Source organism: Dactylosporangium sp. McL0621, from assembly GCF_049995355.1.
GTDB lineage: Bacteria > Actinomycetota > Actinomycetes > Mycobacteriales > Micromonosporaceae > Dactylosporangium.
Window position 1 is genome coordinate 9,564,037 of the sequence record NZ_CP188259.1, and the last position, 23,562, is coordinate 9,587,598.

At 73.7% G+C, this 23,562-nt stretch carries 20 protein-coding genes; 6 read left to right on the top strand and 14 right to left on the bottom strand.

The window, feature by feature from the left end; translation table 11 throughout:
• Nucleotide 1: 1 nt before the first annotated feature.
• The 5 genes from ACPPVO_RS45355 to ACPPVO_RS45375 form a co-directional block, all read right to left on the bottom strand.
• Nucleotides 2-2,014: a hypothetical protein gene (locus ACPPVO_RS45355; protein WP_426504847.1), complete on the bottom strand. Its 2,013-nt coding sequence runs from the start codon at nucleotides 2,012-2,014 to the stop codon at nucleotides 2-4.
• Nucleotides 2,011-3,165, bottom strand: a complete 1,155-nt coding sequence (locus tag ACPPVO_RS45360; protein WP_426504849.1) for a caspase family protein — start codon at nucleotides 3,163-3,165, stop codon at nucleotides 2,011-2,013. Before ACPPVO_RS45360 ends, ACPPVO_RS45355 begins: the two co-directional genes overlap by 4 nt.
• Complete coding sequence (locus ACPPVO_RS45365) at nucleotides 3,162-4,340, bottom strand: hypothetical protein (RefSeq protein ID WP_426504850.1); 1,179 nt, start codon at nucleotides 4,338-4,340, stop codon at nucleotides 3,162-3,164. Before ACPPVO_RS45365 ends, ACPPVO_RS45360 begins: the two co-directional genes overlap by 4 nt.
• A 168-nt stretch (nucleotides 4,341-4,508) precedes the next feature.
• On the bottom strand, nucleotides 4,509-5,519 hold the full coding sequence (locus tag ACPPVO_RS45370; RefSeq protein ID WP_426504851.1) for a zinc-dependent alcohol dehydrogenase: 1,011 nt from the start codon (nucleotides 5,517-5,519) through the stop codon (nucleotides 4,509-4,511).
• Nucleotides 5,501-6,385, bottom strand: a complete 885-nt coding sequence (locus ACPPVO_RS45375) for an SMP-30/gluconolactonase/LRE family protein (protein WP_426504852.1) — start codon at nucleotides 6,383-6,385, stop codon at nucleotides 5,501-5,503. Before ACPPVO_RS45375 ends, ACPPVO_RS45370 begins: the two co-directional genes overlap by 19 nt.
• Before the next feature lie 21 nt (nucleotides 6,386-6,406).
• Between ACPPVO_RS45375 and ACPPVO_RS45380 the strand changes: the two genes are divergently transcribed.
• A complete protein-coding gene (locus ACPPVO_RS45380) occupies nucleotides 6,407-8,110 on the top strand; it encodes an IlvD/Edd family dehydratase (RefSeq protein ID WP_426504854.1) in 1,704 nt (567 codons plus the stop codon).
• A 111-nt stretch (nucleotides 8,111-8,221) separates the two neighbouring features.
• Here the strand turns inward: ACPPVO_RS45380 and ACPPVO_RS45385 are convergent, their stop codons facing one another.
• Nucleotides 8,222-8,563, bottom strand: coding sequence for a DUF488 domain-containing protein (locus ACPPVO_RS45385; RefSeq protein ID WP_360380656.1), 342 nt, complete (start codon nucleotides 8,561-8,563; stop codon nucleotides 8,222-8,224).
• Nucleotides 8,564-8,628: 65 nt separating this feature from the next.
• Here ACPPVO_RS45385 and ACPPVO_RS45390 point away from each other — a divergent pair, with 65 nt between their 5' ends.
• The gene (locus ACPPVO_RS45390; protein WP_426504856.1) at nucleotides 8,629-9,267 is read left to right on the top strand and encodes a DUF4232 domain-containing protein; all 639 of its coding nucleotides are present in this window, start codon (nucleotides 8,629-8,631) and stop codon (nucleotides 9,265-9,267) included.
• Nucleotides 9,268-9,291: 24 nt separating this feature from the next.
• Complete coding sequence (locus ACPPVO_RS45395) at nucleotides 9,292-10,524, top strand: MFS transporter (protein WP_426504857.1); 1,233 nt, start codon at nucleotides 9,292-9,294, stop codon at nucleotides 10,522-10,524.
• Here the strand turns inward: ACPPVO_RS45395 and ACPPVO_RS45400 are convergent.
• Complete coding sequence (locus ACPPVO_RS45400; protein WP_426504858.1) at nucleotides 10,521-11,825, bottom strand: ammonium transporter; 1,305 nt, start codon at nucleotides 11,823-11,825, stop codon at nucleotides 10,521-10,523. The genes ACPPVO_RS45395 and ACPPVO_RS45400 overlap by 4 nt on opposite strands.
• A gap of 199 nt (nucleotides 11,826-12,024) precedes the next feature.
• Between ACPPVO_RS45400 and asnB the strand changes: the two genes are divergently transcribed.
• Entirely contained in the window at nucleotides 12,025-13,887 is a 1,863-nt protein-coding gene (asnB, locus tag ACPPVO_RS45405) for an asparagine synthase (glutamine-hydrolyzing) (protein ID WP_426504859.1), read from the top strand.
• Between the two features lie 8 nt (nucleotides 13,888-13,895).
• On the opposite strand, the gene def is transcribed toward asnB, so the two are convergent.
• On the bottom strand, nucleotides 13,896-14,450 hold the full coding sequence (def, locus tag ACPPVO_RS45410) for a peptide deformylase (RefSeq protein WP_426504860.1): 555 nt from the start codon (nucleotides 14,448-14,450) through the stop codon (nucleotides 13,896-13,898).
• A gap of 46 nt (nucleotides 14,451-14,496) precedes the next feature.
• Here def and ACPPVO_RS45415 point away from each other — a divergent pair, with 46 nt between their 5' ends.
• Nucleotides 14,497-14,967 carry a winged helix-turn-helix domain-containing protein gene (locus ACPPVO_RS45415; protein ID WP_426504861.1) on the top strand — a complete coding sequence of 157 codons (471 nt, stop codon included), beginning with the start codon at nucleotides 14,497-14,499 and terminating at the stop codon, nucleotides 14,965-14,967.
• Nucleotide 14,968: 1 nt separating this feature from the next.
• On the opposite strand, the gene ACPPVO_RS45420 is transcribed toward ACPPVO_RS45415, so the two are convergent.
• The 5 genes from ACPPVO_RS45420 to ACPPVO_RS45440 form a co-directional block, all read right to left on the bottom strand.
• Nucleotides 14,969-15,901, bottom strand: a complete 933-nt coding sequence (locus ACPPVO_RS45420) for a dihydrodipicolinate synthase family protein (RefSeq protein WP_360380638.1) — start codon at nucleotides 15,899-15,901, stop codon at nucleotides 14,969-14,971.
• Nucleotides 15,898-16,905, bottom strand: coding sequence for an oligopeptide/dipeptide ABC transporter ATP-binding protein (locus ACPPVO_RS45425; protein WP_426504863.1), 1,008 nt, complete (start codon nucleotides 16,903-16,905; stop codon nucleotides 15,898-15,900). Before ACPPVO_RS45425 ends, ACPPVO_RS45420 begins: the two co-directional genes overlap by 4 nt.
• Nucleotides 16,906-16,990: 85 nt before the next feature.
• Nucleotides 16,991-18,931, bottom strand: coding sequence for a dipeptide/oligopeptide/nickel ABC transporter permease/ATP-binding protein (locus tag ACPPVO_RS45430; RefSeq protein ID WP_426504864.1), 1,941 nt, complete (start codon nucleotides 18,929-18,931; stop codon nucleotides 16,991-16,993).
• On the bottom strand, nucleotides 18,931-19,884 hold the full coding sequence (locus ACPPVO_RS45435; protein ID WP_360380631.1) for an ABC transporter permease: 954 nt from the start codon (nucleotides 19,882-19,884) through the stop codon (nucleotides 18,931-18,933). The genes ACPPVO_RS45430 and ACPPVO_RS45435 overlap by 1 nt, the downstream gene beginning before the upstream one ends.
• The gene (locus ACPPVO_RS45440; RefSeq protein WP_426504866.1) at nucleotides 19,881-21,500 is read right to left on the bottom strand and encodes an ABC transporter substrate-binding protein; all 1,620 of its coding nucleotides are present in this window, start codon (nucleotides 21,498-21,500) and stop codon (nucleotides 19,881-19,883) included. The genes ACPPVO_RS45435 and ACPPVO_RS45440 overlap by 4 nt, the downstream gene beginning before the upstream one ends.
• 145 nt (nucleotides 21,501-21,645) lie before the next feature.
• On the opposite strand from ACPPVO_RS45440, the gene ACPPVO_RS45445 reads away from it, so the two are divergent.
• A complete protein-coding gene (locus ACPPVO_RS45445) occupies nucleotides 21,646-22,383 on the top strand; it encodes a FadR/GntR family transcriptional regulator (protein ID WP_426504868.1) in 738 nt (245 codons plus the stop codon).
• On the opposite strand, the gene ACPPVO_RS45450 is transcribed toward ACPPVO_RS45445, so the two are convergent.
• Complete coding sequence (locus ACPPVO_RS45450) at nucleotides 22,368-23,561, bottom strand: sialidase family protein (protein WP_426504870.1); 1,194 nt, start codon at nucleotides 23,559-23,561, stop codon at nucleotides 22,368-22,370. The two genes, ACPPVO_RS45445 and ACPPVO_RS45450, sit on opposite strands and share 16 nt — an antisense overlap.
• Nucleotide 23,562: the final 1 nt, after the last annotated feature.

Sequence of the window (23,562 nt, forward strand, 5' to 3'; positions counted from 1 at the left end):
GTCAGATGTCGTTCGATGATCGCGTGCGCAGCCCGTAGCGGCTCGCGACCGGGTTCCACACGTCCACGAACCGGGTCTTGGCCGCGCCGCTGTTCAGGGTCTGCCGCTGCGCCTCCTCGTAGTCGGCCTGCCCGCCGCCGCACTCGCTGGACTGCCGAGCCTGCCCCCACGACACGAAGCTGCGGTCGGCGGCGAGCGAGTAGCCGAGCGCTTCCTTGAGCATCGAGCGCACCTGCTCGCCCTCGGGGATGGCCGACAGGTCGAACCGGCTGACGCTGTCGATCTGGGACTGCCGCTCGCTGCCGACGGTCTGCATGTCCCCGATCGCCCGCTCGAGCAGCGTGCAGTTGTTCACCAGGTCGATCGCGGCGTTGAGCTTCGTACGACTGCTGATGCCCGCATCGAGCAGCGCATCGACCGCCGCCGCCTGTGTCCTGGGGTCCGCGGCCGATCCGCGGGTCGGCGTCACCGTGGTGACGCCCGCGATGGGCGGTCCCTGCGGATTCCCCCCGGTCAATTCCACGACTGCGACGACGGTACCGACAACGAGGAGAGCGACAACAGCGCCCATGATCTGCCACAGCACGCGCGGGCGCCGCCGGAGCGACACGACGGGCTCCGCCGCCGGGATGGGCGTAAGCCGGAACGGCTTGGGCACCGGCGGAGCCCCCGGATAGGGCGCTCTTGCGACGGGCGGCAACGGCGGGTACCCCAGATGGCGATACTGGCCGGGGCCGGCCGGTGGCGCTTCCGCCCGTCGCGCGACGAGCGGTCCAGGGTATCCGGCCTGCGTCAGCGTCAGCGTCGTACCGCATTGCGCGCAGCTCGCCGCCGAAGGTTCGTTGCCAGGGAAATAGCAGGTCGGGCATACGCCGCGCAGCAGACCGGCCGCCGGGCTCGCCGGCCGGACGGCCGACGGCTCGACCAGGGTCAGGGCCGGCGGCCGCAGGACCGGGCGCAGCCGGTCCAGCCGCATGAGCCGGGCATGCGCCGGAGCGGCCACGACGCCGGGCCTGGGCGTCGGTGTCGCCGGGTCGGCGCCCCAAAATGTGGTCAAGGCCCGATCCAGACAGGATCGCAGGTAGGGAACGAAGCGCCGGCGGGCCGCCGTCAGCTCATCGTCCTCGCCGAGCAGGCGGAGGCCGTCGTCGAGCAGGCGGAGTCCCGGGGTGTAGAGAGGCAGGCCGTAGCGGGTCGCGGCCAGCAGGTGGGACCGCGCGTCCCGCCAGCCGTCGGCGTCGCGCATGAGGGCGCAGGCGTGGATCAGCCGCGCGTCGAAGCTTTCGGGCTGGCTGCGGGCAAGGTCACGCGCCCACGCGCCGAGGCGCGGATCGCCGTAGCGCAGCAGGCAGTATCCGACGGCGACCGCGGTGGCCGGGTCGGACGGCCCGGCGCCGGCCAGCACGTCGGCGGCCAGCGTGCGCGCCGCCGGCACGTTGCCGGCATGGAGAAACGCCATCAGGGCGGCGGCCGTGCTCGACCCCGGCTCGACGGTGACGGCCGGCGCGTCGCTGCCGAAGCGGACCGGCCATCCGGCGGGCGCGGCCGAGAACAGCGCCGCCTGCCCGTCCACCGCCCACTGGATCAGCGCGTTACCCGTCGCCGCGGCGCCGGACAGGGTCATCGTCGTACCTGCCGTCCGGAGACTCTCCGGCGGCGCCGGCGCGAACCGGCCGGACGCCACGTCGAACAGCCAGCCCGCAGCCCATCCGGAGCCGTTCGGCGCGGCCGCTGCACCGTCGCCGGGGTCCTCGAGCACCACCACGACGGGCGCGGTCCCGGCCGCGACATCGAACTGCCTCGAGCATTGGCGGCCGGATGCGAGACTTGCGCGAGCGAAGTACCGGCCCACGGCGAGCGTCCCGGCCGACGCCTCCTCGCCGTGGCACAGCACGCCCACGGTGACCGTGCGCAGCTGCAGGTCGAGGATCTCGAAGACGCCGATGACCCCGCCCCGCTCGGCCGCGACGGCCCGCCCCAGGACCAGCACCGGCTGCTCGGCGGGCCGGGTCATGCCGGCAGAACCCTGGTGTACCAGGTCTTGTTGGGCGGCAGCACCGCCTCGCAGACCGACTCCTCGCGGAACACGCCGGCCGGGAACCCCAGGTGCAACTGGTAGACGCCCGCGACCGCCTCGCCCCGGCCGTCGCACACCACGGCAACGGGCAACGCGGGAGCGCCCCAAAGCTGTACGAGCGTCACGGCGGCGGCCGCGAGCGCGTCGCTCGGGCTGCAGGTGAGCCGGAACGGCACTCGGGGCGGCCCGTCGAGCGTGCGCAGGACGCTGGCCCCGCTCTGCTCGCCGCTCACCGCGAGCCCGGCCGACCGGCCGGCCTCGGGGCTGTCCCAGGTGATCACGCCACGCAGATGGGCGCCGAACCGATCGGTGGCGACGGTCCATCGCCCGGCCTCGTTGTGGGCCCCGAGGCCGTCCAGCGTGCGCAGCACCGCGGACGTGAACGGCGTGACCATCCCGTGCTCGACCTCGACCGCGAAGTGTTGCGCGGTCGAGAAGTACACGGGGGCGTCCAGCGGCAGCAGCGGCAACGGCACCCGGGTGGGCCGATCCATCAGCGGCCGGGTGCGGGTGTCGAGCTCCGCGAAGCCGTCGGGCATCTCGCGGCAGGCGTCGATCAGGTACACCTGGGTGCGGGCCCGGCAGTGCTGCATCACCCGGCGGATCTCGCTGAGCTCGACGCAGTTCTCGAGGACCGCGCCGGGGTCCGCGCCGACGTCGTGCAGCAGCAGGAGCTGACCGTCGCGGTCCCAGCCGTGGCCGCAGAAGTAGAACAGCGCGATGTTGCCCGGGTCGGTGTCGCATCGGTCGAGCCAGCGGCGGAAGGCGGCCTTGAACTCGTCGAACGTGGCCGGGCCGGCCGCGGTACAGGCGCCGTCGGCGCCCCGGACCTGCGCATCGGCGGCCGCCGAGATCAGCACCTCGACCGACCCGAGCGGCGGATCGCCGTCGCCGCGCGGCGTGGACAGCAGCCACTCGGCGACCGCCGTCGCGGAGCGGGGCGGGCTGGTCAGCGAGCCGATGTCGCCGAGCAGCCGGCTCGCCGGGCCGTCCCGCGGCGGGTCGTCGCAGTGCGGATACGTTCCGACGCCGACCACGAAGGCGTGCAACCGCGGTCCCGGTCCGGCGTCACCGACGATCGCCGTCATACCTGCGGCTTCCGGACGTGCCGCACCCGGGCTGCGAGCCGATCGTGGAAGCTGGGCTGGCGGAAATACGCGCCGTGCGCCCACAGGGCGTCGGACGGGTACTCGTAGTCGCTGACCCCCTCGAAGATCGGCTCGGCCACGTAGGCCAGCACGTCGGCGCGGTCGACGACGTTGAGCCAGCGGCCGATGTTCGGCCGCGCGGGCACCCGCGGGACCTTCTCCGCCGGCAGGCCCGGGTCGCTGGCCTCGAACAGCTTCAGCTCCTCGAACAGCCCGACCTGCGAGCCCACGGTGATGAACGTGTCGACCTCGAGGTCGGGCCGGAAGTGGCTGAGAATGTCGTAGGCGATGTTGCCGCCCATGCTGTGCGCCACGATCACGAGCGGCCCTTCGCGGCCGGCCTCCTCGAAGGCCCGCGCGACCACGGAGACGATGGGTCCCGGGGCGGCCCGGTCGCCGCGGCCGGCGAGGTATGCCATCACGTCGCCGATCAGGAGGGACACCGGCCGCCCGGCGAGCCGGCGCAGCATCCCGGCCGCGCTGCGGGCCGGGCCGCCGATCGTGCGCCGGCGGTAGCCGTTCACCGCGGCGGTGAGCACCGCTCGGGCGGCGGTGTGCAGGCGGCGGCGCGAGCCGAGCCTCTCGGCGCCCGCGGCCGGGGTCTCGACCGGCGCGACCTGCCGGCAGAGCAGCTCGAGCAGCTCGAGGTCGTCGGTGCAGTGCCCCAGGTCGGGCCCGGCCGTGTCCGGCTGCCGGTCGAACCAGTCGGTGAAGGCGACGGCGAGGTCGGCCAGCTCCTGGATCTCGCCCGCGTCCCGGCCGCGCAGGTCGGCCACGCTGTACAACAGATCTATCGCATCCCGCGGATCGTGCCGGGCGGCCCGGACCAGCGGCGTCCCCGAACCGTCCGTATCGGCCAGGGCGAGCAGATCCGCCGCGGCCGACCCGGCCCCGCCGAGCCGCTCCCGGGACCGGTCGGCCGGCAGTGCGGCGTGGCCCCACGCCAGGTGCGCGCCGAGATCGCCCCACATCGGACTGAGGATCTCAGCCCCGTCGAGCTCCGGCACGGCCCGCGCCACGAGGTAGCGCCGGAACAGCGCGTCGCGCAGCGCCACCGTCCTGTCGTACGCCGGGCCACCGCGGTTGCCGATGCCGTGGACGAAGACCAGACCCACTCCAGCCACCCTTCAAAGCCGTGGCCACAGTGTCACCCAGCGTCGCCGACCGGCCGTATTCACCGAACGGCCGAGGTGTTCCGCCCGGCGCATCGACACGCGGCCGTCGCCTGCGTCCGATCATCAGCCGGACCGGGCCGTCCGGCCGGTGCGTTCCGGCCGACCCGGTCAGCGGCCCGGGTCGACCAGGAGCTTCGGGCCCGGGCCGGCCGCCGACGGGCGCCGGCCGGCCAGGGCCGCCGCCACCTCCTCCAGGCCGATCGTCGCGCCGATTAGTGGGTGCGGGCCGACCGAGCCGTCGGCGTAGGCGGCGACCGCGCCCGGCAGGCCCGCCGAGGCGCCCAGGATGCCCACCGCGGTTACGTCCTTGAGCGCGAGCTCCCGGGTGTCGACGGTGCTCGGCACGCCCGACAGCCCGATGTACACGATCCGCCGCCCCGGCTCGACCAGGTCCAGGGCCAGAGCCGGGGCCGCGGGGTCGTTCGTGGCGTCGAGCACCGCGTCCCACGGCAGCGGCGGCAGCTCCGCCCGGAGGCCGCCGGGGAAGCCGAGGGAGCGGGCCAGGGCCAGCTGCTCCGGGTCGCGGCCCAGCAGGTGGACCTCGGCGCCCCGCGAGCGCGCGAACAGCGCCGCCAGCAGGCCGATGGTGCCCGTGCCCAGGATCAGCAGGCGTTCGCCCGCGGACACGTTCGCGGCGAGCACGGCCCGCAGCGCGTTGCCGCCCGGCTCCACCAGGGCGCCCAGCTCGGCGTCGAGCGACGGCGGGAGGGCGTGCAGGGTGCGCGCCGGGACGACCAGGCGCTCGGCCAGGGCGCCGGCGATCGCGCCGCGGATGCCCACCTCGTCGCGGTCGGCGCACACGTGGTGGCGGCCGGCCCGGCAGCGCGGGCACCGGCCGCAGCCGATCATCGTGTCGCCGGTGACGCGGCGGCCCAGCCAGGACGGGTCGGTGCCGGGGCCGGCCGCGGTCACCGTGCCGCACCACTCGTGGCCGGGGCGCACCGGGTACGCCGTGACGCCGGTCTGCAGGTAGCTCAGGCCGCCGGTGAACAGCTCCACGTCCGTGCCGCAGATCCCGGCGCGCTCCACCTCGACCAGCACCTCGCCCAGGCCGGGCACCGGGTCGGGGACCTCCTGCACCGCGGCCCGGGACGGGCCGGTCAGGACGAGGGCGCGCACGCCGGGGGCGTCCAGTACGTCGTCGGCAGGCCCCGTGCGCCCACGGCGGCCGTGAACAGGCGGCCCGAGTCGGGGTGGGCGGCCCGCTGTTCCCGTGGCACGCCCCGGGCCGCGGTGGTGATGACCAGGACGTCGCCGGCGAAGGCCACGCACGACGTGTTCGGGGCCGGGACGAGGATCACGTCCAGCAGGGCGCCGGACGGCGAGCGGCACTCGACCCGGGCGCCGCCCCAGACGGCGATCCACAGGTTGCCGTCCGCGTCCACGCACATGCCGTCGGGGTGGCCGTCGGCGATGGTGAGCAGGTCGCGGCGCTCCCCCACGGCGCCGGTCGCCACGTCGTACTCGCGCACGTGCACGACCCCGGGCAGCGTGTCGATGCTGTAGAACAGCTCGCCCGACGGGCTCCAGGCCAGGCCGTTGGACAGGTCGAGGTCGTCGTCGAGCACCGTCACGCCCGCGTCGTCGAGGCGGACCAGGACCTCCTCGCCGCGGCGGTCGTCCTGGGCCAGGCTGCCGACCAGGAACCGGCCCGCGGGGTCCACGGCGCCGTCGTTGAGGCGGCTCTCGCGGCCGGCGGGCAGGACGCGCGCGACAGTCGAGCGGGTGCCGTCGAGCGCGACGGCGGTCAGCGTGTGCCGCTCGGCGACCAGCAGCGACCCGTCGGCGGCCACGGCCACGGCGCCGACGGTGTCGGCGAAGGCCCACGAGCGCGCCGGCGTGACCAGGCCCGCGGCGAGCGAGCCCTCGTGCACGGTGTTGGCCAGGATGTCGACCCAGAGCAGCCGGGATCGGGCCTCGTCCCAGACGGGGCCCTCGCCCAGGGCGTAGGAAGACGCCGAGGCCGGACGGGCGGAAAACGCCATGCCCGATAGTAGCCTCAGCCCATGGCCGGACGACGCAGTGCGCAGTGGTACGCCGGGGACGACCGCAACAGCTACATCCATCGCGCCTGGATGCGTCGCGGCCTGCCCGGCGACGCGTTCGAGGGCCGCCCGCACATCGCGATCGCCAACACCGCGAGCGACCTGACCCCGTGCAACGCGCACCTCGACGAGGTCGCTCGCAGCGTGGCCAACGGGGTGTACGAGGCCGGCGGCATCCCGCTCGACCTGCCCGTCGTGTCGCTCGGCGAGACGCAGGTGCGCCCGACGGCGATGCTGTGGCGGAACATGGCCGCGATGGCGACCGAGGAGATGCTGCGGGCCAACCCGATCGACGGCGTGGTGCTGCTCGGCGGCTGCGACAAGACGATCCCGGCGCTGCTCATGGCCGCGTGCTCGGTCGACCTGCCGGCGGTGGTGGTGCCGGGCGGGCCGATGCTGACCGGCACGTTCCGCGGGGTGCCGCTGGGCTGCGGCACCGACGTGTGGAAGCTGTCGGAGGAGGTCCGGGCGGGCACGCTGTCCGAGCGCGCGTTCCTGGACTCCGAGGCATCGATGATCCGCAGCCGGGGCCACTGCAACACGATGGGTACCGCCTCCACGATGGGCCTGCTCGCCGAGGTCCTCGGCATGACGCGGCCCGGCATCGCCGGCATCCCGGCCGCCGACAGCCGCCTGCTCGCCGCCGCGCACGCCACCGGGGTCCTCGCGGTCGACCTCGTGGACCAGGACCGCCGGCCGAGCGGCATCCTGACCAAATCGTCATTCGAGAACGCGATCGTGGCCCTCGCCGCGCTGGGCGGCTCGACCAACGCCGTCGTACACCTGCTCGCCATCGCCGGCCGCGCGGGCGTCGAGCTCACCCTGGACGACTTCGACCGGGTCGGCGCGGCGGTACCGCTGCTGGTGGATCTGCAGCCGGCGGGCCGTTTCCTGATGGAGGACCTCCACCGGGCCGGCGGCCTGCACGCCGTGCTCACCGAGGTCGCCGATCTGCTCGACCCGTCGGCGCTGACCGTCACGGGACGGCCGCTCGTGGAGGCCGTGACGCAGCCGATCTGGGACACCGAGGTAATCCGGCCGCGGGCGGAGCCGCTGCAGCCGCACGCCGGCATCGCCGTGCTGCGGGGCAACCTGGCGCCGGACGGGGCCGTCATCAAGCCGGCCGCGGCGTCGCCGCACCTGCTGCGCCACCGCGGCCCGGCGGTCGTCTTCGACTCGGTCGAGGACCTGCACGCCCGCCTCGACGACCCCGGGCTCGACATCACCGCCGACTCCGTCATCGTGCTGCGCGGGTGCGGGCCCCGAGGGTACCCGGGCATGCCCGAGGTCTCCAACACCCCGATCCCGGCCAAGCTCCTCGCCCAGGGCGTCCGGGACATGGTGCGCATCTGCGACGGGCGGATGAGCGGCACGGCGTACGGCACCGTCGTGCTGCACGTCGCCCCGGAAGCGGCCGCCGGCGGCCCCCTCGCGCGGGTCCGCACCGGCGACCTGATCACCCTGGACGTCGAGGCGCGCACCCTGCACTGCGAGGCCGACCTCGACGCCCGGGAGCCGTCGCCGGAGTTCCTCGCCGCCCTGGCGAGCCCGCGGCGGGGCTGGGAGCGGCTCTACGTCGACACCGTCCGCCAGGCCGACACCGGTGCCGACCTCGACTTCCTCATCGGCGCCAGCGGTGACCGGGTGGCGCGCGAGTCGCATTAGGCGCAAGCGCGCCGGCTGGGCCGCGGACGTGCTGCGCGGCGCGCCGGCGCCGCTGCCGGCCGGGCTGGACCGCTTCGCTCCACTGTGGACGGCGCTGCGCCGGCGCGGGTTCTAGGATCCGTCCAGGAGCGGGGCGAGCACGGCCGTGTGGGCGTGCTCCAGGTCGCGGGTGGCGGTGAGCAGGGTGAGCGGGCCGGCGCCGGCGAGGTCGCGCAGGTGGCCCAGCGCCTCGGCCCCGTGCAGCTCGGCCCGGTAGCGCCGCGCGAACTCGGCGAAGCGCTCGGGCTCGTGGGCGTACCACTTGCGTAACTCGGCCGACGGGGCGACCGCCTTCAGCCACTCGTCGACCGCCGCGTCCGCCTTGGCGAGGCCGCGCGGCCACAGCCGGTCGACGAGCACCCGGCGGCCGTCGTCCGGGGCCGGCTCCTCGTACGCGCGTCTGACTCGTACCACCCCTCTACTGTGACTCCGATTGCGATCCGCGGCACCGGGGTAACGGGAACTGGGAGGACCAGATCATGATGGGAACCAGGGCAGTACGCACGCTCGCACCGCTGACGCTGCTGCTGGCGGCCGCGGCCGGCTGCACCTCGGACGGCGGCACCGCGGCCGCGCCGGGCAGCTCGGCGCTGCCGGCGAGCGCGGAGCCCTCGGGTGCGGCGCCCGCGTCCAGCGCCGCGCCGGAGCCGTCGGGCAGCGGCGGCGGCACCGGTGGCGACTCCACTCGCTGCCACCACGGCGACCTGCAGATCGAGGTGGCTCCGGCGCCCGGCGGCGGGGCGGCCGGCACGCAGTACTCGTGGCTCAAGTTCGTGAACATGACGAGCCACCGCTGCACCCTGTACGGGTACCCGGGCGTGTCCTGGGTCACCGGCGCGAACGGGCAGCAGGTCAACCGGCCCGCCGGGCGGGACCCGAGCGCCAAGCCGGAGCACTTCGGCCTCGACGCCCACCAGCCCGCCCACGCGCAGGTCAGCATGCCGCAGACCGGCAACTTCGGCGACGCCGACTGCAAGCCCGTCCAGGCCGCCGGCTTCCGCGTGTACCTGCCGGACGAGACCGCCGCGGACTTCGTGCCGGTCCCGATGACCGTCTGCTCGGCGGACGGCGTCGGGCTCGCCCAGATCGGCCCGATGATCTCGGGCCTGTCCGAGTAGGGGCAGCCCCCGTACCATGCGCCGGTGAACCTCACGCGCCGCCCGGGCTGGGCGCCGGTCCTGCTGTCATACGCCACGTTCATGCTCGTCGGCCTGAACGCCGGCGTCGGCGGGGTCCTGATCGTGTCCCAGATGGCCGACTACCGCGTCGACGAGGCCACGATCGGCATCACGTTCTTCACCTCCTCGGCCGGGTACATGCTCGCCGGGGCGACCGCCGGGGCGCTGCTGCACCGCGTCCACGTGCGGATGGCGCTGCTCATCGGGGTCGGCGTCTACGCGCTCGGCGCGGTGGCGATGGCCGTCCGGCCCGCGTTCGCGATCCTCGTCGCCGTGCAGCTGCTCGTCGGCTACGGCACCGGCATCCTCGAGTCGATCCTCAACGTCTTCCTCGCCGAGCTGCCGAACTCGACCACGCTGCTCAACCGGCTACACGCGTTCTTCGGGGTCGGCGCGTTCCTCGGGCCGCTGCTGGCCGCCTGGCTGCTGCAGTACCTGGAGTGGACGTCGGTGTTCCTGGTCCTCGGCGTGCTGTGCGTGCCGCTGGCGACCGGGTTCCTCCTGGCGTACCCCCGCAAGGCCCCCGCCGTCGAGCACGCCGACGCGCCCCGGCCCACCGGCATGCTGCGCGACGCCCTGCGCAGCCCCGCGGTGGTGCTCGGTTCGACGTTCCTGGCCGTGTACGTCGGGCTGGAGATCGGCGTCGGCACCTGGGCGTTCACGTTCCTGGTGCAGGAGCACGGCGAGCCGAGCGTGGTGGCCGGGTACACGGTCAGTGGCTACTGGCTCGGCCTGACCCTCGGCCGCTTCCTCATCAGCCCCCTCGCGACCCGGATCGGGATGAGCGCGGCCGCGATGGCGACGGCCTGCCTCGTGGGCGTGACGGCGGGGGCGGCGGTGCTGTGGGCGGCGCCGACGGCCGCCCTGGCCACGGCCGCCTTCGTGCTGCTCGGGTTCTTCCTCGGACCGCTGTTCCCGACCGCGATGGCGGTCACGCCGCAGCTGGTGCCGCCGCGGCTGATGGCGACCGCGATCGGTGTCATGAACGGGACGTCGTTGCTGGGCGGGGCGGGGCTGCCGTGGCTGGCCGGCTGGCTGGCCCAGCACGTCGGGATCTGGACCCTGATGCCGTTCGCGCTCGTGCTCTCCGTCGTGCAGCTCGGCGTGTGGCGCCTCATGGTCACCCGCGGGGGCGCCGGGCCGGACCGCGTGGCGACGCCGGAGCCGGCCGCGCCCGGCCGCCAGGGGCTGTCCTAGTCGAGGCTGTTCGACCGCGCCGGCGCCGGCACGTCCGGGGTGCCCGCCAGGTGGCTCACCCGCGCGCCGGTGTTGTGCAGCTCGTACGCGCTCTCCGCGTGCGTCACCAGGTCGAGCCCGGCCCGCTCGTCCTCGGCCCGGACCCGGAAGCCGGCCAGCCGGTCGATGCCCTTGGCCACCAGCCAGGTCACGCCGAACGCGTACACGGCCACCACCAGCACCGCGAGCGCCTGCCGCCCCAGCAGGTCGAGCCCGCCGCCGAAGAGCAGCCCGCGCTGGCCCCCGGTCACCGCCGCGGTCGCGAGCAGCCCGATGAGCAGCGTGCCGAGCAGCCCGCCGACGCCGTGCACGCCGGCCACGTCGAGCGAGTCGTCGTAGCCCAGCCGGTACTTCAGCCCGACCGCGTAGGCGCAGGCGACCCCGGCGATCGCGCCGATGACGAGCGCCCCGAGCGGGTTCACCGACCCGCACGCCGGGGTGATCGCGACGAGCCCGGCCACCGCTCCGGAGGCCGCGCCGAGCGTCGTCGGGTGCCCGTCGCGGAACCGCTCGACGAGCAGCCAGCCGCACACCGCGGCCGCTCCGGCCACCTGGGTGTTGAGGAACGCCACCGACGCCGCCCCGCCCGCGGTCAGCGCGGAGCCGGCGTTGAAGCCGAACCAGCCGAACCACAGCAGGCCCGCGCCGAGCACCACCAGGGGCAGGCTGTGCGGGCGCATCGGATCGGCGCGGAAGCCCAGCCGCGGGCCGAGCACCAGCGCGAGGGCGAGCCCGGAGGCGCCCGAGTTCACCTCGACCACCGTGCCGCCGGCCAGGTCGAGGATGTGCAGGTGGGTGGCGATCCAGCCGCCGCCGAAGACCCAGTGCGCGATCGGCACGTAGACGGCGAGCACCCATACCGCCACGAAGCCGATCCACGCGCCGAACTTGGCCCGGTCGGCGATGGCGCCGGAGAGCAGCGCCGCGGTGATCACGGCGAACATGAGCTGGAAGGAGGCGAAGGCGGCCGTCGGTACCGTGCCGGTGAGGTCGTGCGGCCCGACGCCCGCCATCCCGGCGTGGCGCAGCGAGCCGATCAGCCCGCCGCCGGTGTCGGGGCCGAAGGCGAGCGAGTAGCCGGCCAGCACCCACACGACGGTGACCACGGCCAGGCAGGCGAAGGACATCATGAGCATGTTCAGGGCGCTCTTCACCCGCACCATGCCGCCGTAGAACAGGGCCAGGCCCGGCACCATGAGCAGTACCAGCGCGGCGCTGACGAGCAGCCAGGCCGTGTCCCCGGCGCTGAACCCTTCCGGCATGTCTCCCCCTCGATCTCCGGCGGCCGCGCCAGCGTGCCGGGCCGCCGTTTCGGCCACAGTTCCGACGAGTTTCTGTGGTGTTACGCACGTCGTCCGTTGGTTACGTGCACGTCACGCGGGAAGGGAGTTAGATGGCCTCGGACAGACGCTCCGCGTTCATCCGTGCGCGGAGCGTGATCACCTGGGGAGGTGTAAGGCAATGTGCGGAATCGTGGGCTGGGTGGCACTGGGTGCCGCCGAAGGCCGGGATCTGCGTCGCGAGGCGGCCGCCGTGCGGGCCATGGCCGGCACGATGGCGCTGCGCGGCCCGGACGCCGAGGGCCTGTGGGTGCGTGAACGCGTCGCGTTCGGCCATCGCCGGCTCGCCGTCATCGACCTCGTCACCGGCGACCAGCCGATGACCGTCGAGCGGGACGGCCACGAGCTCGCCGCGATCACATACAGCGGCGAGCTGTACAACTACCGCGAGCTGCGCGACGAGCTGCGCGGTCTCGGCCACGCCTTCCGGACCGACAGCGACACGGAGGTGGTGCTGCGCGCGTACGTGCAGTGGGGCGAGGACTTCGTCGACCGGCTCAACGGGATGTACGCCTTCGGCCTGTGGGACGCCCGCCGCGAGCACCTGCTGCTGGTGCGCGACCGGATGGGGGTCAAGCCGCTCTACTACTACACCGGCATCGCCGGGTCGGTGCTGTTCGCGTCCGAGCCCAAGGCCGTGTTCGCGCACCCGCAGGCCGAGGCGGTCGTGGACACCGAGGGCCTGCGCGAGCTGCTCGCGTTCGTCAAGACGCCCGGCCACGCCGTCTACCGCGACCTGCACGAGGTCCGGCCCGGCGAGGTGGTCCGGGTCGACCAGGGGCTGCACCGCCGGCAGTACTGGCGGCCCTCCTACGTCGAGCACCGCGACGACCGGGACACCACGGTGCGCACCGTGCGCGGGCTGCTCGACGACATCGTGGCCCGGCAGACGATCGCCGACGTGCCGCTGTGCGCGCTGCTGTCCGGCGGCCTGGACTCCTCGGCGATCACCGCGCTCGCACACGCGGCCCTGACCGCGCGGGGCGAGGGGCCGCTGCGCTCGTTCGCCGTCGACTTCGTGGGGCAGACCGAGAACTTCCGCCCGGACCCGATGCGCGCGACCCCGGACGGGCCGTTCGTGCAGGACGTGGTCAAGCACGTGCCGGTCGACCACGAGGACATCGTGCTGGACGTGGCCACGCTCATGGACCCGCTCAGCCGCAACGCGGTCGTCGCCGCGATGGACCAGCCGCCGTTCGGCGGGGACATCTACACGTCGCTGTACCTGCTGTTCCGGGCCGTGCGCGAGCACTCGACGGTGGCGCTGTCGGGCGAGGCGGCCGACGAGGTGTTCGGCGGCTACGCCTGGTTCCACCAGCCGGCCGTGGTGCAGGCGCCGGCGTTCCCCTGGCTGGCGATCTTCGAGCTGGCGAGCCCCGGCGGGGACGCGAGCAGCGGCGCGCTCGACCCGGGCCTGCACGAGTCGCTGCGGCTGCGGGAGTACCGCGCCGCCTCCTACCAGGCCGCCCTGGCCGAGGTCGACCACGGCGACGACCCGGACCCGCACAACCGGCGCATGCGCGAGATCTCCTACCTGCACCTCACCCGGTTCGTACAGATCCTGCTCGACCGCAAGGACCGCATGAGCATGGCGCACGGGCTCGAGGTGCGGGTGCCGTTCTGCGACCACCGGCTCGTGCAGTACGTCTACAACACCCCCTGGGCGCTCAAGACGTTCGACGGCCGCGAGAAGAGCCTGCTGCGCGCCGCGACCGCCGACGTGCTCCCGGCCTCGGTCGTGGCCCGGGTCAAGAGCCCGTACCCGTCCACCCAGGACGACCGCTACGAGCGCGCCCTGCGCGTCGCCGCCGCGCGGATCACCGACGACTCGCCCGTGGCCGCCCTGCTCGACCGGGGCAAGCTGGCCGAGCTGATCGCGGCGCCCTACGAGTACGACGGCTTCGGCGCCGCCCGCCGCCAGATCGAGCAGATCCTGGCCCTCGACACCTGGCTGCGCCGCAGCCCGGTCCAGCTCAAGCTGTAGCTCCAGCGCTAGCGGATCCGGCCGAACAACGGGTGCGGGCTCACCTGTACGCGTGGGGCCGCACCCCCGAACCAGGGCGCCTCACGGATGGCCCGCATGGCGTTGCGGCGCCGCTGCGGCGACATCCGGTCGATGAACAGAACGCCGTCCAGGTGGTCGGTCTCGTGCTGCAGGCACCGGGCCAGCTCGCCGGTGCCGACCACCTGGACGGGGTCGCCGCGGTCTGAGTAGCCCTTCGCCACCACGTGCTGCCGGCGGACGGTGTCGAAATACAGCCCCGGCATCGACAGGCAGCCCTCCGGGCCGTCCTGCTCCTCGTCGTCGTCGTTCGGGAGGTCCAGCACCGGGTTCACCAGGTGGCCGCGCACCCCGTCGACGTGGAACACGAACGCCCGTACCCCGACGCCGATCTGGTTCGCCGCCAGCCCGGAGCCCCGCTCCGACTCCAGGGTGTCGAACAGGTCGCGGACCAGCCGGCGCAGCTGCGCGTCGAACGTCGTGACGGGCTCGGCCGCGGTGCTCAGCACCGGGTCGCCGAACATCCGCACCGGAACCACGCTCATCCTCGCCCCTTTGCATAGTGCTTTGCAAACGAGGATACTGGGCGTCGTGATCGACCAACAGACCCATCCGGTGCGCGCCGCGCTGGTCGCCCTGCTCCGCGAGCGCGGCACCGTCACGTCCACCGAGGCCGCCCGCGAGCTGGGCGGGAGCTCGGGTCTGTACTCGTTCCACCTGCGCCGGCTGGCCCGCTACGGTGTGGTCGAGGAGGTGCCCGCCGGGGGCCGGGCCAAGCCCTGGCGGCTCGTCGGGGCGCCCGATCCTTTGCAAAGCGAGCTCAACCGGGGCCTGGAGGACGAGAGCTACCAGCAGTGGCTCGCCGTGCGGGACCGGGCGCCCGCCCAGTGGCGCCGCGACCAGGCGTTCAGCGAGGTCGTGTACCTCACGCCGCAGGAGCTGACCGAGCTCGCCAACGCGGTCCGGGCGCTCATCGCGGGGTACAGCGGTCGCCCGAAACCCACCCGGGGACCGGTCGCGGCCGTCGCGCGCTTCTTCCCGCTCGTGACCGGGGACGACTGAGTCAGCGCAGCTCGGCGGTGGCCAGGAACCGGCCGACGGCCGCGATCTCGGACTCGTCGAGCGGGATCTGCGGCACCGCGGTCGTCGGGTGCGCGATGACGCCGAGCAGGTACAACGCCGCCTTGAACGCCCCGAGCGCCGACGAGCCGAGCCCCATGCGGCCGCGCCCGACCGCCACCAGGTCGAACAGGCGCACCAGGCGCTCCTGCTCGCGCCGGGCGGCCGCCCAGTCGCCGGCACGGGCGGCGGCGTAGAGGCGGGTGTACCCGTGCGGGTCGACGTTGCCGAGGCCCGGCACCACGCCGTCGGCGCCCATCCACAGCGCCGAGTCGACGGTGAGCTCCGAGCCCGTCAGCACCGCGAAACCGTCGAGGCCGGGCCGGTCGCGGCGGCCCAGCAGCACGTTGCGCAGGCCGCCCTCGTCGCCGCTGGAGTCCTTCACGCCGGCCAGGACCCCGTCGGCGGCCAGGCCGAGCAGCAGGTCGCCGGGGAGCTTGGAGTGCACCGACACCGGCAGGTCGTACGCGTACAGCGGGATGCCCGTCCGGGCGGCGATGGTGCGGAAGTGCACCTCGATCTCGGCCGGGTGGGTGCGGGTGTAGAACGGCGCCGTGGCGACGAGCCCGTCGACGCCGGCCGCGAGCGCCACCGCGGCGTGGTCGAGCACCCGCAGGGTGGTCATGTCGATGGCGCCGGCGAGCACGGGCACCTGGCCGGCGACGTGGCCGACGACGGTGTCGAGCACGACCCGGCGGTGGGCGTCGGGCAGGAACGCGACCTCCGAGGTCGAGCCGAGCACGAACAGGCCGTCGACGCCACCGGCCAGGAGGTGGTCGATGAGCCGGACGAGCGACGCCGTGTCGACCTCGAAGTCCGGCGTCAGCGGGGTGCACACCGGGGGGATGACGCCGGTAAGGGCCTTGGCGGTGCTCATGCGCGCTCCTGTGCTTGGCTGATCAGTTCACGGTCGCCGGCGCCCGCGGGCACCGGGTGGTAGCAGCGGAACAGGTGCCCGTCCGCGCCCGACGGCGCCGGCATCTCGGTGGCGCACAGCTCGTCGGCCTTCCAGCAGCGGGTGCGGAACGGGCAGCCGCTCGGCGGCCGGGTCGCGGAGGGCACCGGGCCGGCCAGCGGGATCGGGTCGATCGGGTGCAGCAGGCCGGGCGTGGCCGAGAACAGCGCCCGGGTGTACGGGTGGCGGGCCCCGGCCGGGACCGCGTCGGCGCCGGCCTCCTCCACGATGCGGCCGAGGTACATGGTCACGACCCGGTCGCTCATCCGCCGCACGGTCTGGATGTCGTGCGAGACGAAGACGAGCGCCAGGTTGAGCCGCTCCTTGAGGTCCAGCAGGAGGTTGAGGATCTGGGCGCGGACCGAGACGTCCAGCGCGCTGGTGGGCTCGTCGGCGATGAGCAGGTCGGGGCCCAGGGCGAGGGCGCGGGCGATCGCCACCCGCTGCCGCTGGCCGCCGGAGAGCTGCCCGGGCAGCACGTCGAGGGCGCTGGCGGGCAGGCCGACGAGGCCGAGCAGCTCCCGGACCCGGGCCTCGCGCTCCCGGCCGGTGCCGCGGCGGTGCACGTCGAGCGGGTCGCGCAGGATGCGCCCCACCGGCAGGCGCCGGTTCAGCGCGGTCGACGGGTCCTGGAACACCATGCCGGTGCTGGCCCCGACCCGCGTGCGGCGGCGGTTGGCGGGCAGTGCCCACAGATCCTCGCCGCGGAAGCGGACCGTGCCCGCGGTCGGGCGCTGCAGGCCGACGAGGACGCGGGCGAGCGTCGACTTGCCGCAGCCGGACTCGCCGACGATCCCGACGGTCTCCCCCGCGCGTACGGTCAGGTCGGCGCCGGTGAGCGCGTAGACGCGGTCGCGGCGCAGGATGCCGCCGGTGCGGGCCTTGTGCACCACGTGCACGTCGTGCAGATCCAGCAGGTCGGTCATGACACGACCTCCACTTCGCTCCGGTCCCGCCATGACGAAAGCTGTGCTTGCTGATGAGCGGCCCCTCCGCTCCGCTCCGGACCGCTCATCGGGACACCTCGGCGAGGTCGAGGGCGGGGTGGTGGCAGGCGACGGCGTGCGGGCCGCCGGCCAGGGCGGGCGCCGTGGTCCGGCAGACGTCGGTGGCCATCGGGCACCGGTCGGCGAAGCGGCACCCGGCCGGGAAGTCGGCCGGCGACGGCACGACCCCGCGGATCTGGGTGAGGCGCTGCGCCCCCGACTCCAGCGACAGCACGGAGCCGAGCAGCCCGCGGGTGTAGTGGTGGGCCGGTGCGCCGATGAGCGCGGCGGTCGCGCCGGTCTCGACGATCTGGCCGCCGTACATCACCACGATCCGGTCGGTCACGTCGGCGATGAGCGCGAGGTCGTGCGAGACGAGCACGAGCGCGAAGCCGAGCTCGGCGCGCACCCGCAGCAGCAGCTCGATCACCTGCGCCTGGACCGTGACGTCGAGCGCGGTGGTCGGCTCGTCGGCCACGATGAGCTTCGGGTCGCGGGACAGGGCCATGGCGATGAGCACGCGCTGGCGCTGGCCGCCGGAGAGCTCGTGCGGGTACGCCGACAGCGTCCGCGCCGGGTCCAGCCCGACGAGCTCGAGCAGCTCGGTGGCGCTGCGCCGGCCGCCGCGCCGGACGAGCTGCTTGAGCTGCGCCCGGATCGTCATCGCCGGGTTGAGCGAGGACAGCGCGTCCTGGTAGATCATCGCCATGTCGTGGCCGAGCAGCCGCCGCCGGTCCTTGGTGGACAGCGTGAGCAGGTCCCGGCCGGCGAAGGCGATCCGGCCCCGCACGCGCGCGCCCCGCGGCTGCAGGCCCATCACGGTGAGCGCGGTGAGCGACTTGCCGCAGCCGGACTCGCCGACCAGGCCGAGCACCTCCCCCGGCCGCACCGCGAACGAGATGCCCGCGACGATGTCCACGTCGTCGTGGCGCCCCGGGAACCCGATCGCGAGGTCCTCGACGCTGAGGACCGGCTCGCCGGTGGGCAGCGGGCGGGCCCGCTCCCGCAGCCGCGCGGCCGCCTCGGACAGGCCCGGAAGCTCGGTGAGCTCGCCCGAGCCGGGCTGCGCCGCCTCCAGCTTGTCGGCCTCCGGCGCCGCGCGGGCCGGGCGGGCGGCGGGTGCGGCCCACGCGTCGGCGACGCCCTCGGCGAGGATGTTCAGGGCCAGCACGGTGACGAGGATGAGCAGGCCCGGGAAGACCGTGGCCCACCAGCCGCCGAGCAGCACCATGTTGCGCCCGTCGGCAATGACGCTGCCCCAGGACGGGTTCGGCGGGCGGACTCCGGCGCCGATGAACGACAGCGACGCCTCGAAGACGATCGCGTCGGCGACCATGACGGTGCAGAAGACGAGCACCGGCGCGGCGCAGTTGACGGCGACGTGGCGCAGCAGGATGTGCGGGGTGCGGGCGCCGATGGTGCGCTCGGCCGCGACGTAGTCCTCCTCGTACTGGGCGAGCACGTTGGCGCGCACCACCCGGGCCACGGAGGGCATGTACAGGAAGGCGATGGCGAGCACGAGCACGCCGATGCCGCCGCCGAAGACGGAGACGAGCACGGCCGCCAGCGCGATGCCGGGGAAGGCCATGACGACGTCGAGGACCCGCATGACGGTCTCGTCGACGCCGCGGCGGGAGGTGGCCGCGACCGCCCCGATGACCGCGCCGGCGACGAGGGCGAGCGCGGTCGCGCCGAGGCCGATGACGAGCGACCAGCGGGCGCCGTACATCAACCGGCTGAGGATGTCGCGGTTGCTGCTGTCCAGGCCCATCCAGTGCGCACCGGACGGGCCGCCGCCGGTGGCCTCCTGCACGTACGGGGAGTGCGGCGCCAGCACGGGCGCGAGCAGGGCGGCGAGGACGACGACGGCGACCACGGCGATCGCGATCCAGGACGACGGCCGCAGGCGGCGCAGATTCACGCGCAGGCCCGGGCGGGCGAGCTTGCCGGTCAGCCCCGGGCGCATCAGGCCGCGCTCCGGAGCCGGGGGTTGACGAGCAGGTACAGCACGTCGACGGCGAGGTTCACGACCACGAACCCGACGGCGATGGTGAGCACGACGCCCTGCACCACGGCCGGGTCGCCGTCGCGGACCGCGTTGATCATCAGCTGGCCCATGCCGGGCAGCGAGTAGATCTGCTCGATGACGACGGCGCCGCCGAGCAGGTACCCGACCCGGAGCCCGAGCACGGTCAGCGGGTTGATGAGCGCGTTGCGCAGCACGTTGCGCCCGACCACCACGACCGGCGGCAGGCCGCTGCCGATCGCGGTGCGCACGTAGTCCCGGTCGAGCTCCTCGACCATCGAGGTGCGGATGATGCGGGTCAGCTGGGCGGCGACGGGCAGCGAGAGCGACAGCGCCGGCAGCGTCATCGAGCGCAGCCAGCCGCTGAAGGAGTCGGCGGGGTTGATGTACCCGCCGGTCGGGAACCAGCCGCGGTCGACCGCGAGGTACTGGATCATCAGCAGGGCCAGCCAGAACGCCGGCGCGGCCACCCCGACCAGCGACACCAGCCGGATCGCCTGGTCGGGCCAGCGGTCGCGGAAGATGGCCGCGGTGACGCCGAACAGCAGCGCGAGCACGACCGCGACGAGCAGGCCCAGCGCGGTCAGCTGCAGGGTGAGCGGCAGCGCGGTGGTGACCGAGTTCAGCACCGGCGCCTTGGTCAGCACGCTGGTGCCCATGTCGCCGTGCAGCAGCTCGCCGACGAAGTGCACGTACCGCACCGGCAGCGGGTCGAGCAGCCCGTTGTCGACCTGGAACTGGTGGATCTGCTCCGGGGTCGGGTTGGCGCCCTGGAAGTACGCGTACTCCGGCTTGCTGTCGGAGAAGCGCATGACGATGAAGACGAACGCGACCACGCCCAGCAGGAGCGGCACGAGGATCAGCAGCCGCCGCACGAGCATCCGGACGATCATGTCCGCTTCGCCTGCAGCAGGTTGATGCCCGGGTAGCCCTGGGCGCGGACCCCGGTGAGCTTGTGCCCGTCCCACGCGGTCATGAGCTCCGTGTGCACGACCGGGTAGAGCACCGCCTGCGCGGCGACGACGTCGAGGTACTGCTGGGTGAGCTCGACCTTCTTCTTGGCGTCGGGCTCGGCCGTGGCCGCGTCCATCTTCGCAAAGAGGTCCTTGGCGGCGGGGCTGGCATCCCATTTGGTGTACTTCATCCAGGTGCCGCCGGACGTGTAGTTGTACCGCATGATCAGGTCGGCGTCGAGGCCGAACTGGTTGGGGTTGGACGCGGCCGCCACGACCTGGTAGCTCTGCGACTGGTCCATCTTCGTGAACAGCGCGCTGGTGTCCTGCGGCTGCAGCGTGGTCTTGATGCCCACGGCCTCCCAGGAGTTCGCGATGGTCGGCAGGCAGTCACTGATCCAGCTGACGTTGACCGCCATCAGGGAGATCGTCAGCCCGCTCACCCCGGCCTCGGCGAGCAGCTGCTTGGCCTTGTCCGGGTTGTACTCGTACACCGTGGCCGCCCGCCGGTAGGACGGGTTCTCCGGGTTGAGGAAGCTCGTCGAGGCGGTGCCGTGGCCCTTGAGCGCCACGTCGATCATCTTCTTGGTGTCGATGGCGTAGAACAGCGCCTGGCGCACCCGCACGTCGTCGAACGGCTTCTGCGCGGTGTTGAACATCAGGAACATGTGGTTCATGCCCTTGCCGCCCTCGACCTGCAGGCCGCCCTTGGTGAGCTGGTCGATGTTCGCGTACGGCACGTTGTCGGCGATCTGCGCCTCGGCCGCCGCGCCGGAGATCTTCGCGACCCGGGCGGACGCGTCGACGATGCTCAGCCAGTTCATCTTCTTGACCGTGGCCGGGCGGGGGCCGTTGTAGCCCGCGTACGCCTCGAACGTCGTGTTGGACTTCGGCTGGTGCGAGGTCTGCTTGTACGGCCCCGAACCGACCGCCTTGCCGCCCTTGGCCGCGTCCCAGCCGCCGGCCTGGCCGAAGACGTGCTTCGGCATGATCTTGGCGATCGTGAGGCGCTGGACGGCGTCGGGGAACGGGAACTTGAAGACGAGCTCGACCGTGCGGTCGTCGACCTTGCGCACGGTGTCGAGCCAGGAGCGGAAGAACGAGCCGATGAGCACGTTGGCCTTCGGGTCGAGCACGCGCTCGAACGTGAACAGCACGTCGTCGGCGGTCACCGGCTGGTCGTCGTGCCACTTCGCGCCCTCGCGGAGCGTGAACTTCCAGGTCGTGGCGTTGACGTCGGCGGGCAGCGCCGTGGCCAGCGCGGCGTAGGGCTGCCGGTTGATCGGGTCGGTGTCGAGCAGGCCCTCGTAGATGTGGACGTTGGCGGCCATCGAGAACGCCGACGCCGTCATCGTCGGGTCCCAGCTCTGGTCGTTGCCGTAGCCGATCACGGCGGTGATGAGGTCCTTGTCCCCGCCGCTCCCGGAGGAGCCGGTGGAGGCCGGGCCGCCGCACGCGGCCAGCGAGGAGCTGATGGTGGCGGCCGCGCCGAGGGCGCCGGTGTACCGCAGGAAGTCGCGGCGGCTGAACACGTGCCGTGAAGCCGGGGTGTGCACGGTGCCTCCTATGTGATCGGGATTGGGCGCACATTGGACGTCCCACATCCCATGTCCTGTCGTATGGTGGAGGCTAGGACCGCATCTACCCGTCGGTCAAGAGCCGTCGTAGGATGTCCCACCAACGTCAACCCTTGGGAGCGGCATGACCACCGCGCGCAGCGATCGATCGGGCACCCGGCGGCGCAGCCGGGCGCTCGAGGTGCAGGACGAGGTCAAGGAGCTCATCGTCCGCCGCCGCCTCTCCGCCGGGGACCCGCTGCCGACCGAGTCGGAGCTGGTCGAGGAGCTCGGCGTGGGGCGCAACGCGGTGCGCGAGGCGCTCAAGGCGCTGCAGGCCGTCGGCATCGTCGACATCCGGCACGGCTTCGGCATGTTCGTCGGGCGCATGTCGCTCATCGGCCTCGTCGACGAGCTGGCCTTCCACGGCCGCATCACCGCCGGCGAGCGGACCGGGCACCTCGGGCACCTCATCGAGATCCGCGAGGCGCTGGAGAGCGGGCTCGTGCAGCTGCTCATCGAGGGCCCGGCCGAGCCCGACTGCGGGCCGGTGGACGAGGTCCTGGCGCTGATGGAGGCGGAGGCCGAGGCCGGCATGGTGTCGCCCGAGACCGACAAGCGCTTCCACGACGTGCTCTACCACCCGCTGGACAACCCGCTCGTGGGCCAGCTGCTGGGGGCGTTCTGGGACGTGTACCACCAGTTGCGCGAGGACCTCGGCGAGCCGGACGAGCCGCCGCACGACGTGGCGCGCAAGCACCGCGACATCCGCAACGCCGTCGCCGCCGGGGACAGGGCCGCGGCGGCGACGGCGATGCGGGCACACTTCGCGGGCGTGCGGGCCCGCCTCGCGCGGCTGCGGAAGGCTCAGCCGAGCGACTGAGTCGCGACCCGCTTGAAGGTGATGGTCTCGTTCGGGCCCAGGTCGCCGGTTTCGTACAGCACCCCGAGCGTCTGCTCGTCGAGCTGGACGAGGTCGCTGTACGCCGCCGGGAGCCCGGACAGCGCCAGCGCGCTGGTGAACGTGGTCCCGCCGTCGCGGCTCACCCGCAGCGTCATGACGGCGCGGGCGGCCGGGTCGGCCGGCCCGGAGTACACCAGCAGCGAGTTGCGGCCGGAGAGCTGCAGCACGCTGCCCTCCACCACCGGCCCGGCGATCGTCCCCTGCGGACGGTAGTAGGCCGGGCTCAGGGTCTGCCCGCCGTCGGTGCTCACGGCGTCGAGCCGGTTGCCGGGCGCGGTGCCGTTCTGGTCGCGGGCGTTGAAGTACAACCGGCCGTCGGCCAGCTCGGCCGCGCTGGACTCGTTGGCGTTCACCACGCCGTCGTAGGTGCCGTCGACGAAGCCGATGCGCCAGGTCGCGCCGCCGTCGTCGCTGATGAGGTCGTGCGCGCCGTAGTACTTGGCCTCGGTGCCGGCGTCGGTCGAACCGGCCGGCGGGGCGGCCGAGTGGTTGGCCGGGACGACGAGCCGGTCCTTGTGCGCGCCCTTGGTGAGCCGGACGGCGTGGCCGGGGCCGGTGGCGTACCAGCGCCAGTTCGCCTGCTTGGCCGCCGCCGTCAACTCGGCCGGGGCGCTCCAGGTGGCGCCGTCGTCGTCGCTGTGCTGGACGAAGACGCGGCGGCTCTGCTCGGCGGTCACCTCGCCGCGCATGATGGCCGTCTCGGTGGAGGTACCGGCGTTGTACGTCGAGAGCAGCACCACCCGCCCGGAGGCGGTCACCACCGGCGCGGGGTTGCCGGAGGTGTTGGCGCCGCTGTCGTACACCACCTGCAGCGGCCCCCACGAGCACCCGCCGTCGGTGGAGCGCTTGAGCACCAGGTCGATGTCGCCGGCGTCGGACAGGCCGCCCTTGCGCCCCTCGGCGAAGGCGAGGACGGCGCCCGAGCGGGCCTTGACGACGGCGGGGATGCGGAAGGCGGAGTAGCCCTCGGTGTTGGCGCGGAACGGCACGGAGCCGTCGCACGCCCGGGCGCGCTCCGGCTCGGCGGCCGCCGGCGCGGAGCCGAGCAGGGTCAGGATGGCGATGCCGGTGACGGTCAGAACGAGCGGTCTTGGCACG

Bases quoted from the DNA above. Each gene is read 5' to 3' on its own strand.
- ACPPVO_RS45400 (WP_426504858.1), bottom strand. From the start codon at position 11,825: ATGCCGGAAGGGTTCAGCGCCGGGGACACGGCCTGGCTGCTCGTCAGC.
- ACPPVO_RS45420 (WP_360380638.1), bottom strand. From the start codon at position 15,901: ATGAGCACCGCCAAGGCCCTTACCGGCGTCATCCCCCCGGTGTGCACC.
- ACPPVO_RS45390 (WP_426504856.1), top strand. From the start codon at position 8,629: ATGATGGGAACCAGGGCAGTACGCACGCTCGCACCGCTGACGCTGCTG.
- ACPPVO_RS45355 (WP_426504847.1), bottom strand. From the start codon at position 2,014: ATGACCCGGCCCGCCGAGCAGCCGGTGCTGGTCCTGGGGCGGGCCGTC.
- ACPPVO_RS45380 (WP_426504854.1), top strand. From the start codon at position 6,407: ATGGCCGGACGACGCAGTGCGCAGTGGTACGCCGGGGACGACCGCAAC.
- ACPPVO_RS45445 (WP_426504868.1), top strand. From the start codon at position 21,646: ATGACCACCGCGCGCAGCGATCGATCGGGCACCCGGCGGCGCAGCCGG.
- ACPPVO_RS45425 (WP_426504863.1), bottom strand. From the start codon at position 16,905: ATGACCGACCTGCTGGATCTGCACGACGTGCACGTGGTGCACAAGGCC.
- ACPPVO_RS45430 (WP_426504864.1), bottom strand. From the start codon at position 18,931: ATGCGCCCGGGGCTGACCGGCAAGCTCGCCCGCCCGGGCCTGCGCGTG.
- ACPPVO_RS45435 (WP_360380631.1), bottom strand. From the start codon at position 19,884: ATGATCGTCCGGATGCTCGTGCGGCGGCTGCTGATCCTCGTGCCGCTC.
- ACPPVO_RS45375 (WP_426504852.1), bottom strand. From the start codon at position 6,385: ATGGCGTTTTCCGCCCGTCCGGCCTCGGCGTCTTCCTACGCCCTGGGC.
- ACPPVO_RS45360 (WP_426504849.1), bottom strand. From the start codon at position 3,165: ATGACGGCGATCGTCGGTGACGCCGGACCGGGACCGCGGTTGCACGCC.
- asnB (WP_426504859.1), top strand. From the start codon at position 12,025: ATGTGCGGAATCGTGGGCTGGGTGGCACTGGGTGCCGCCGAAGGCCGG.
- def (WP_426504860.1), bottom strand. From the start codon at position 14,450: ATGAGCGTGGTTCCGGTGCGGATGTTCGGCGACCCGGTGCTGAGCACC.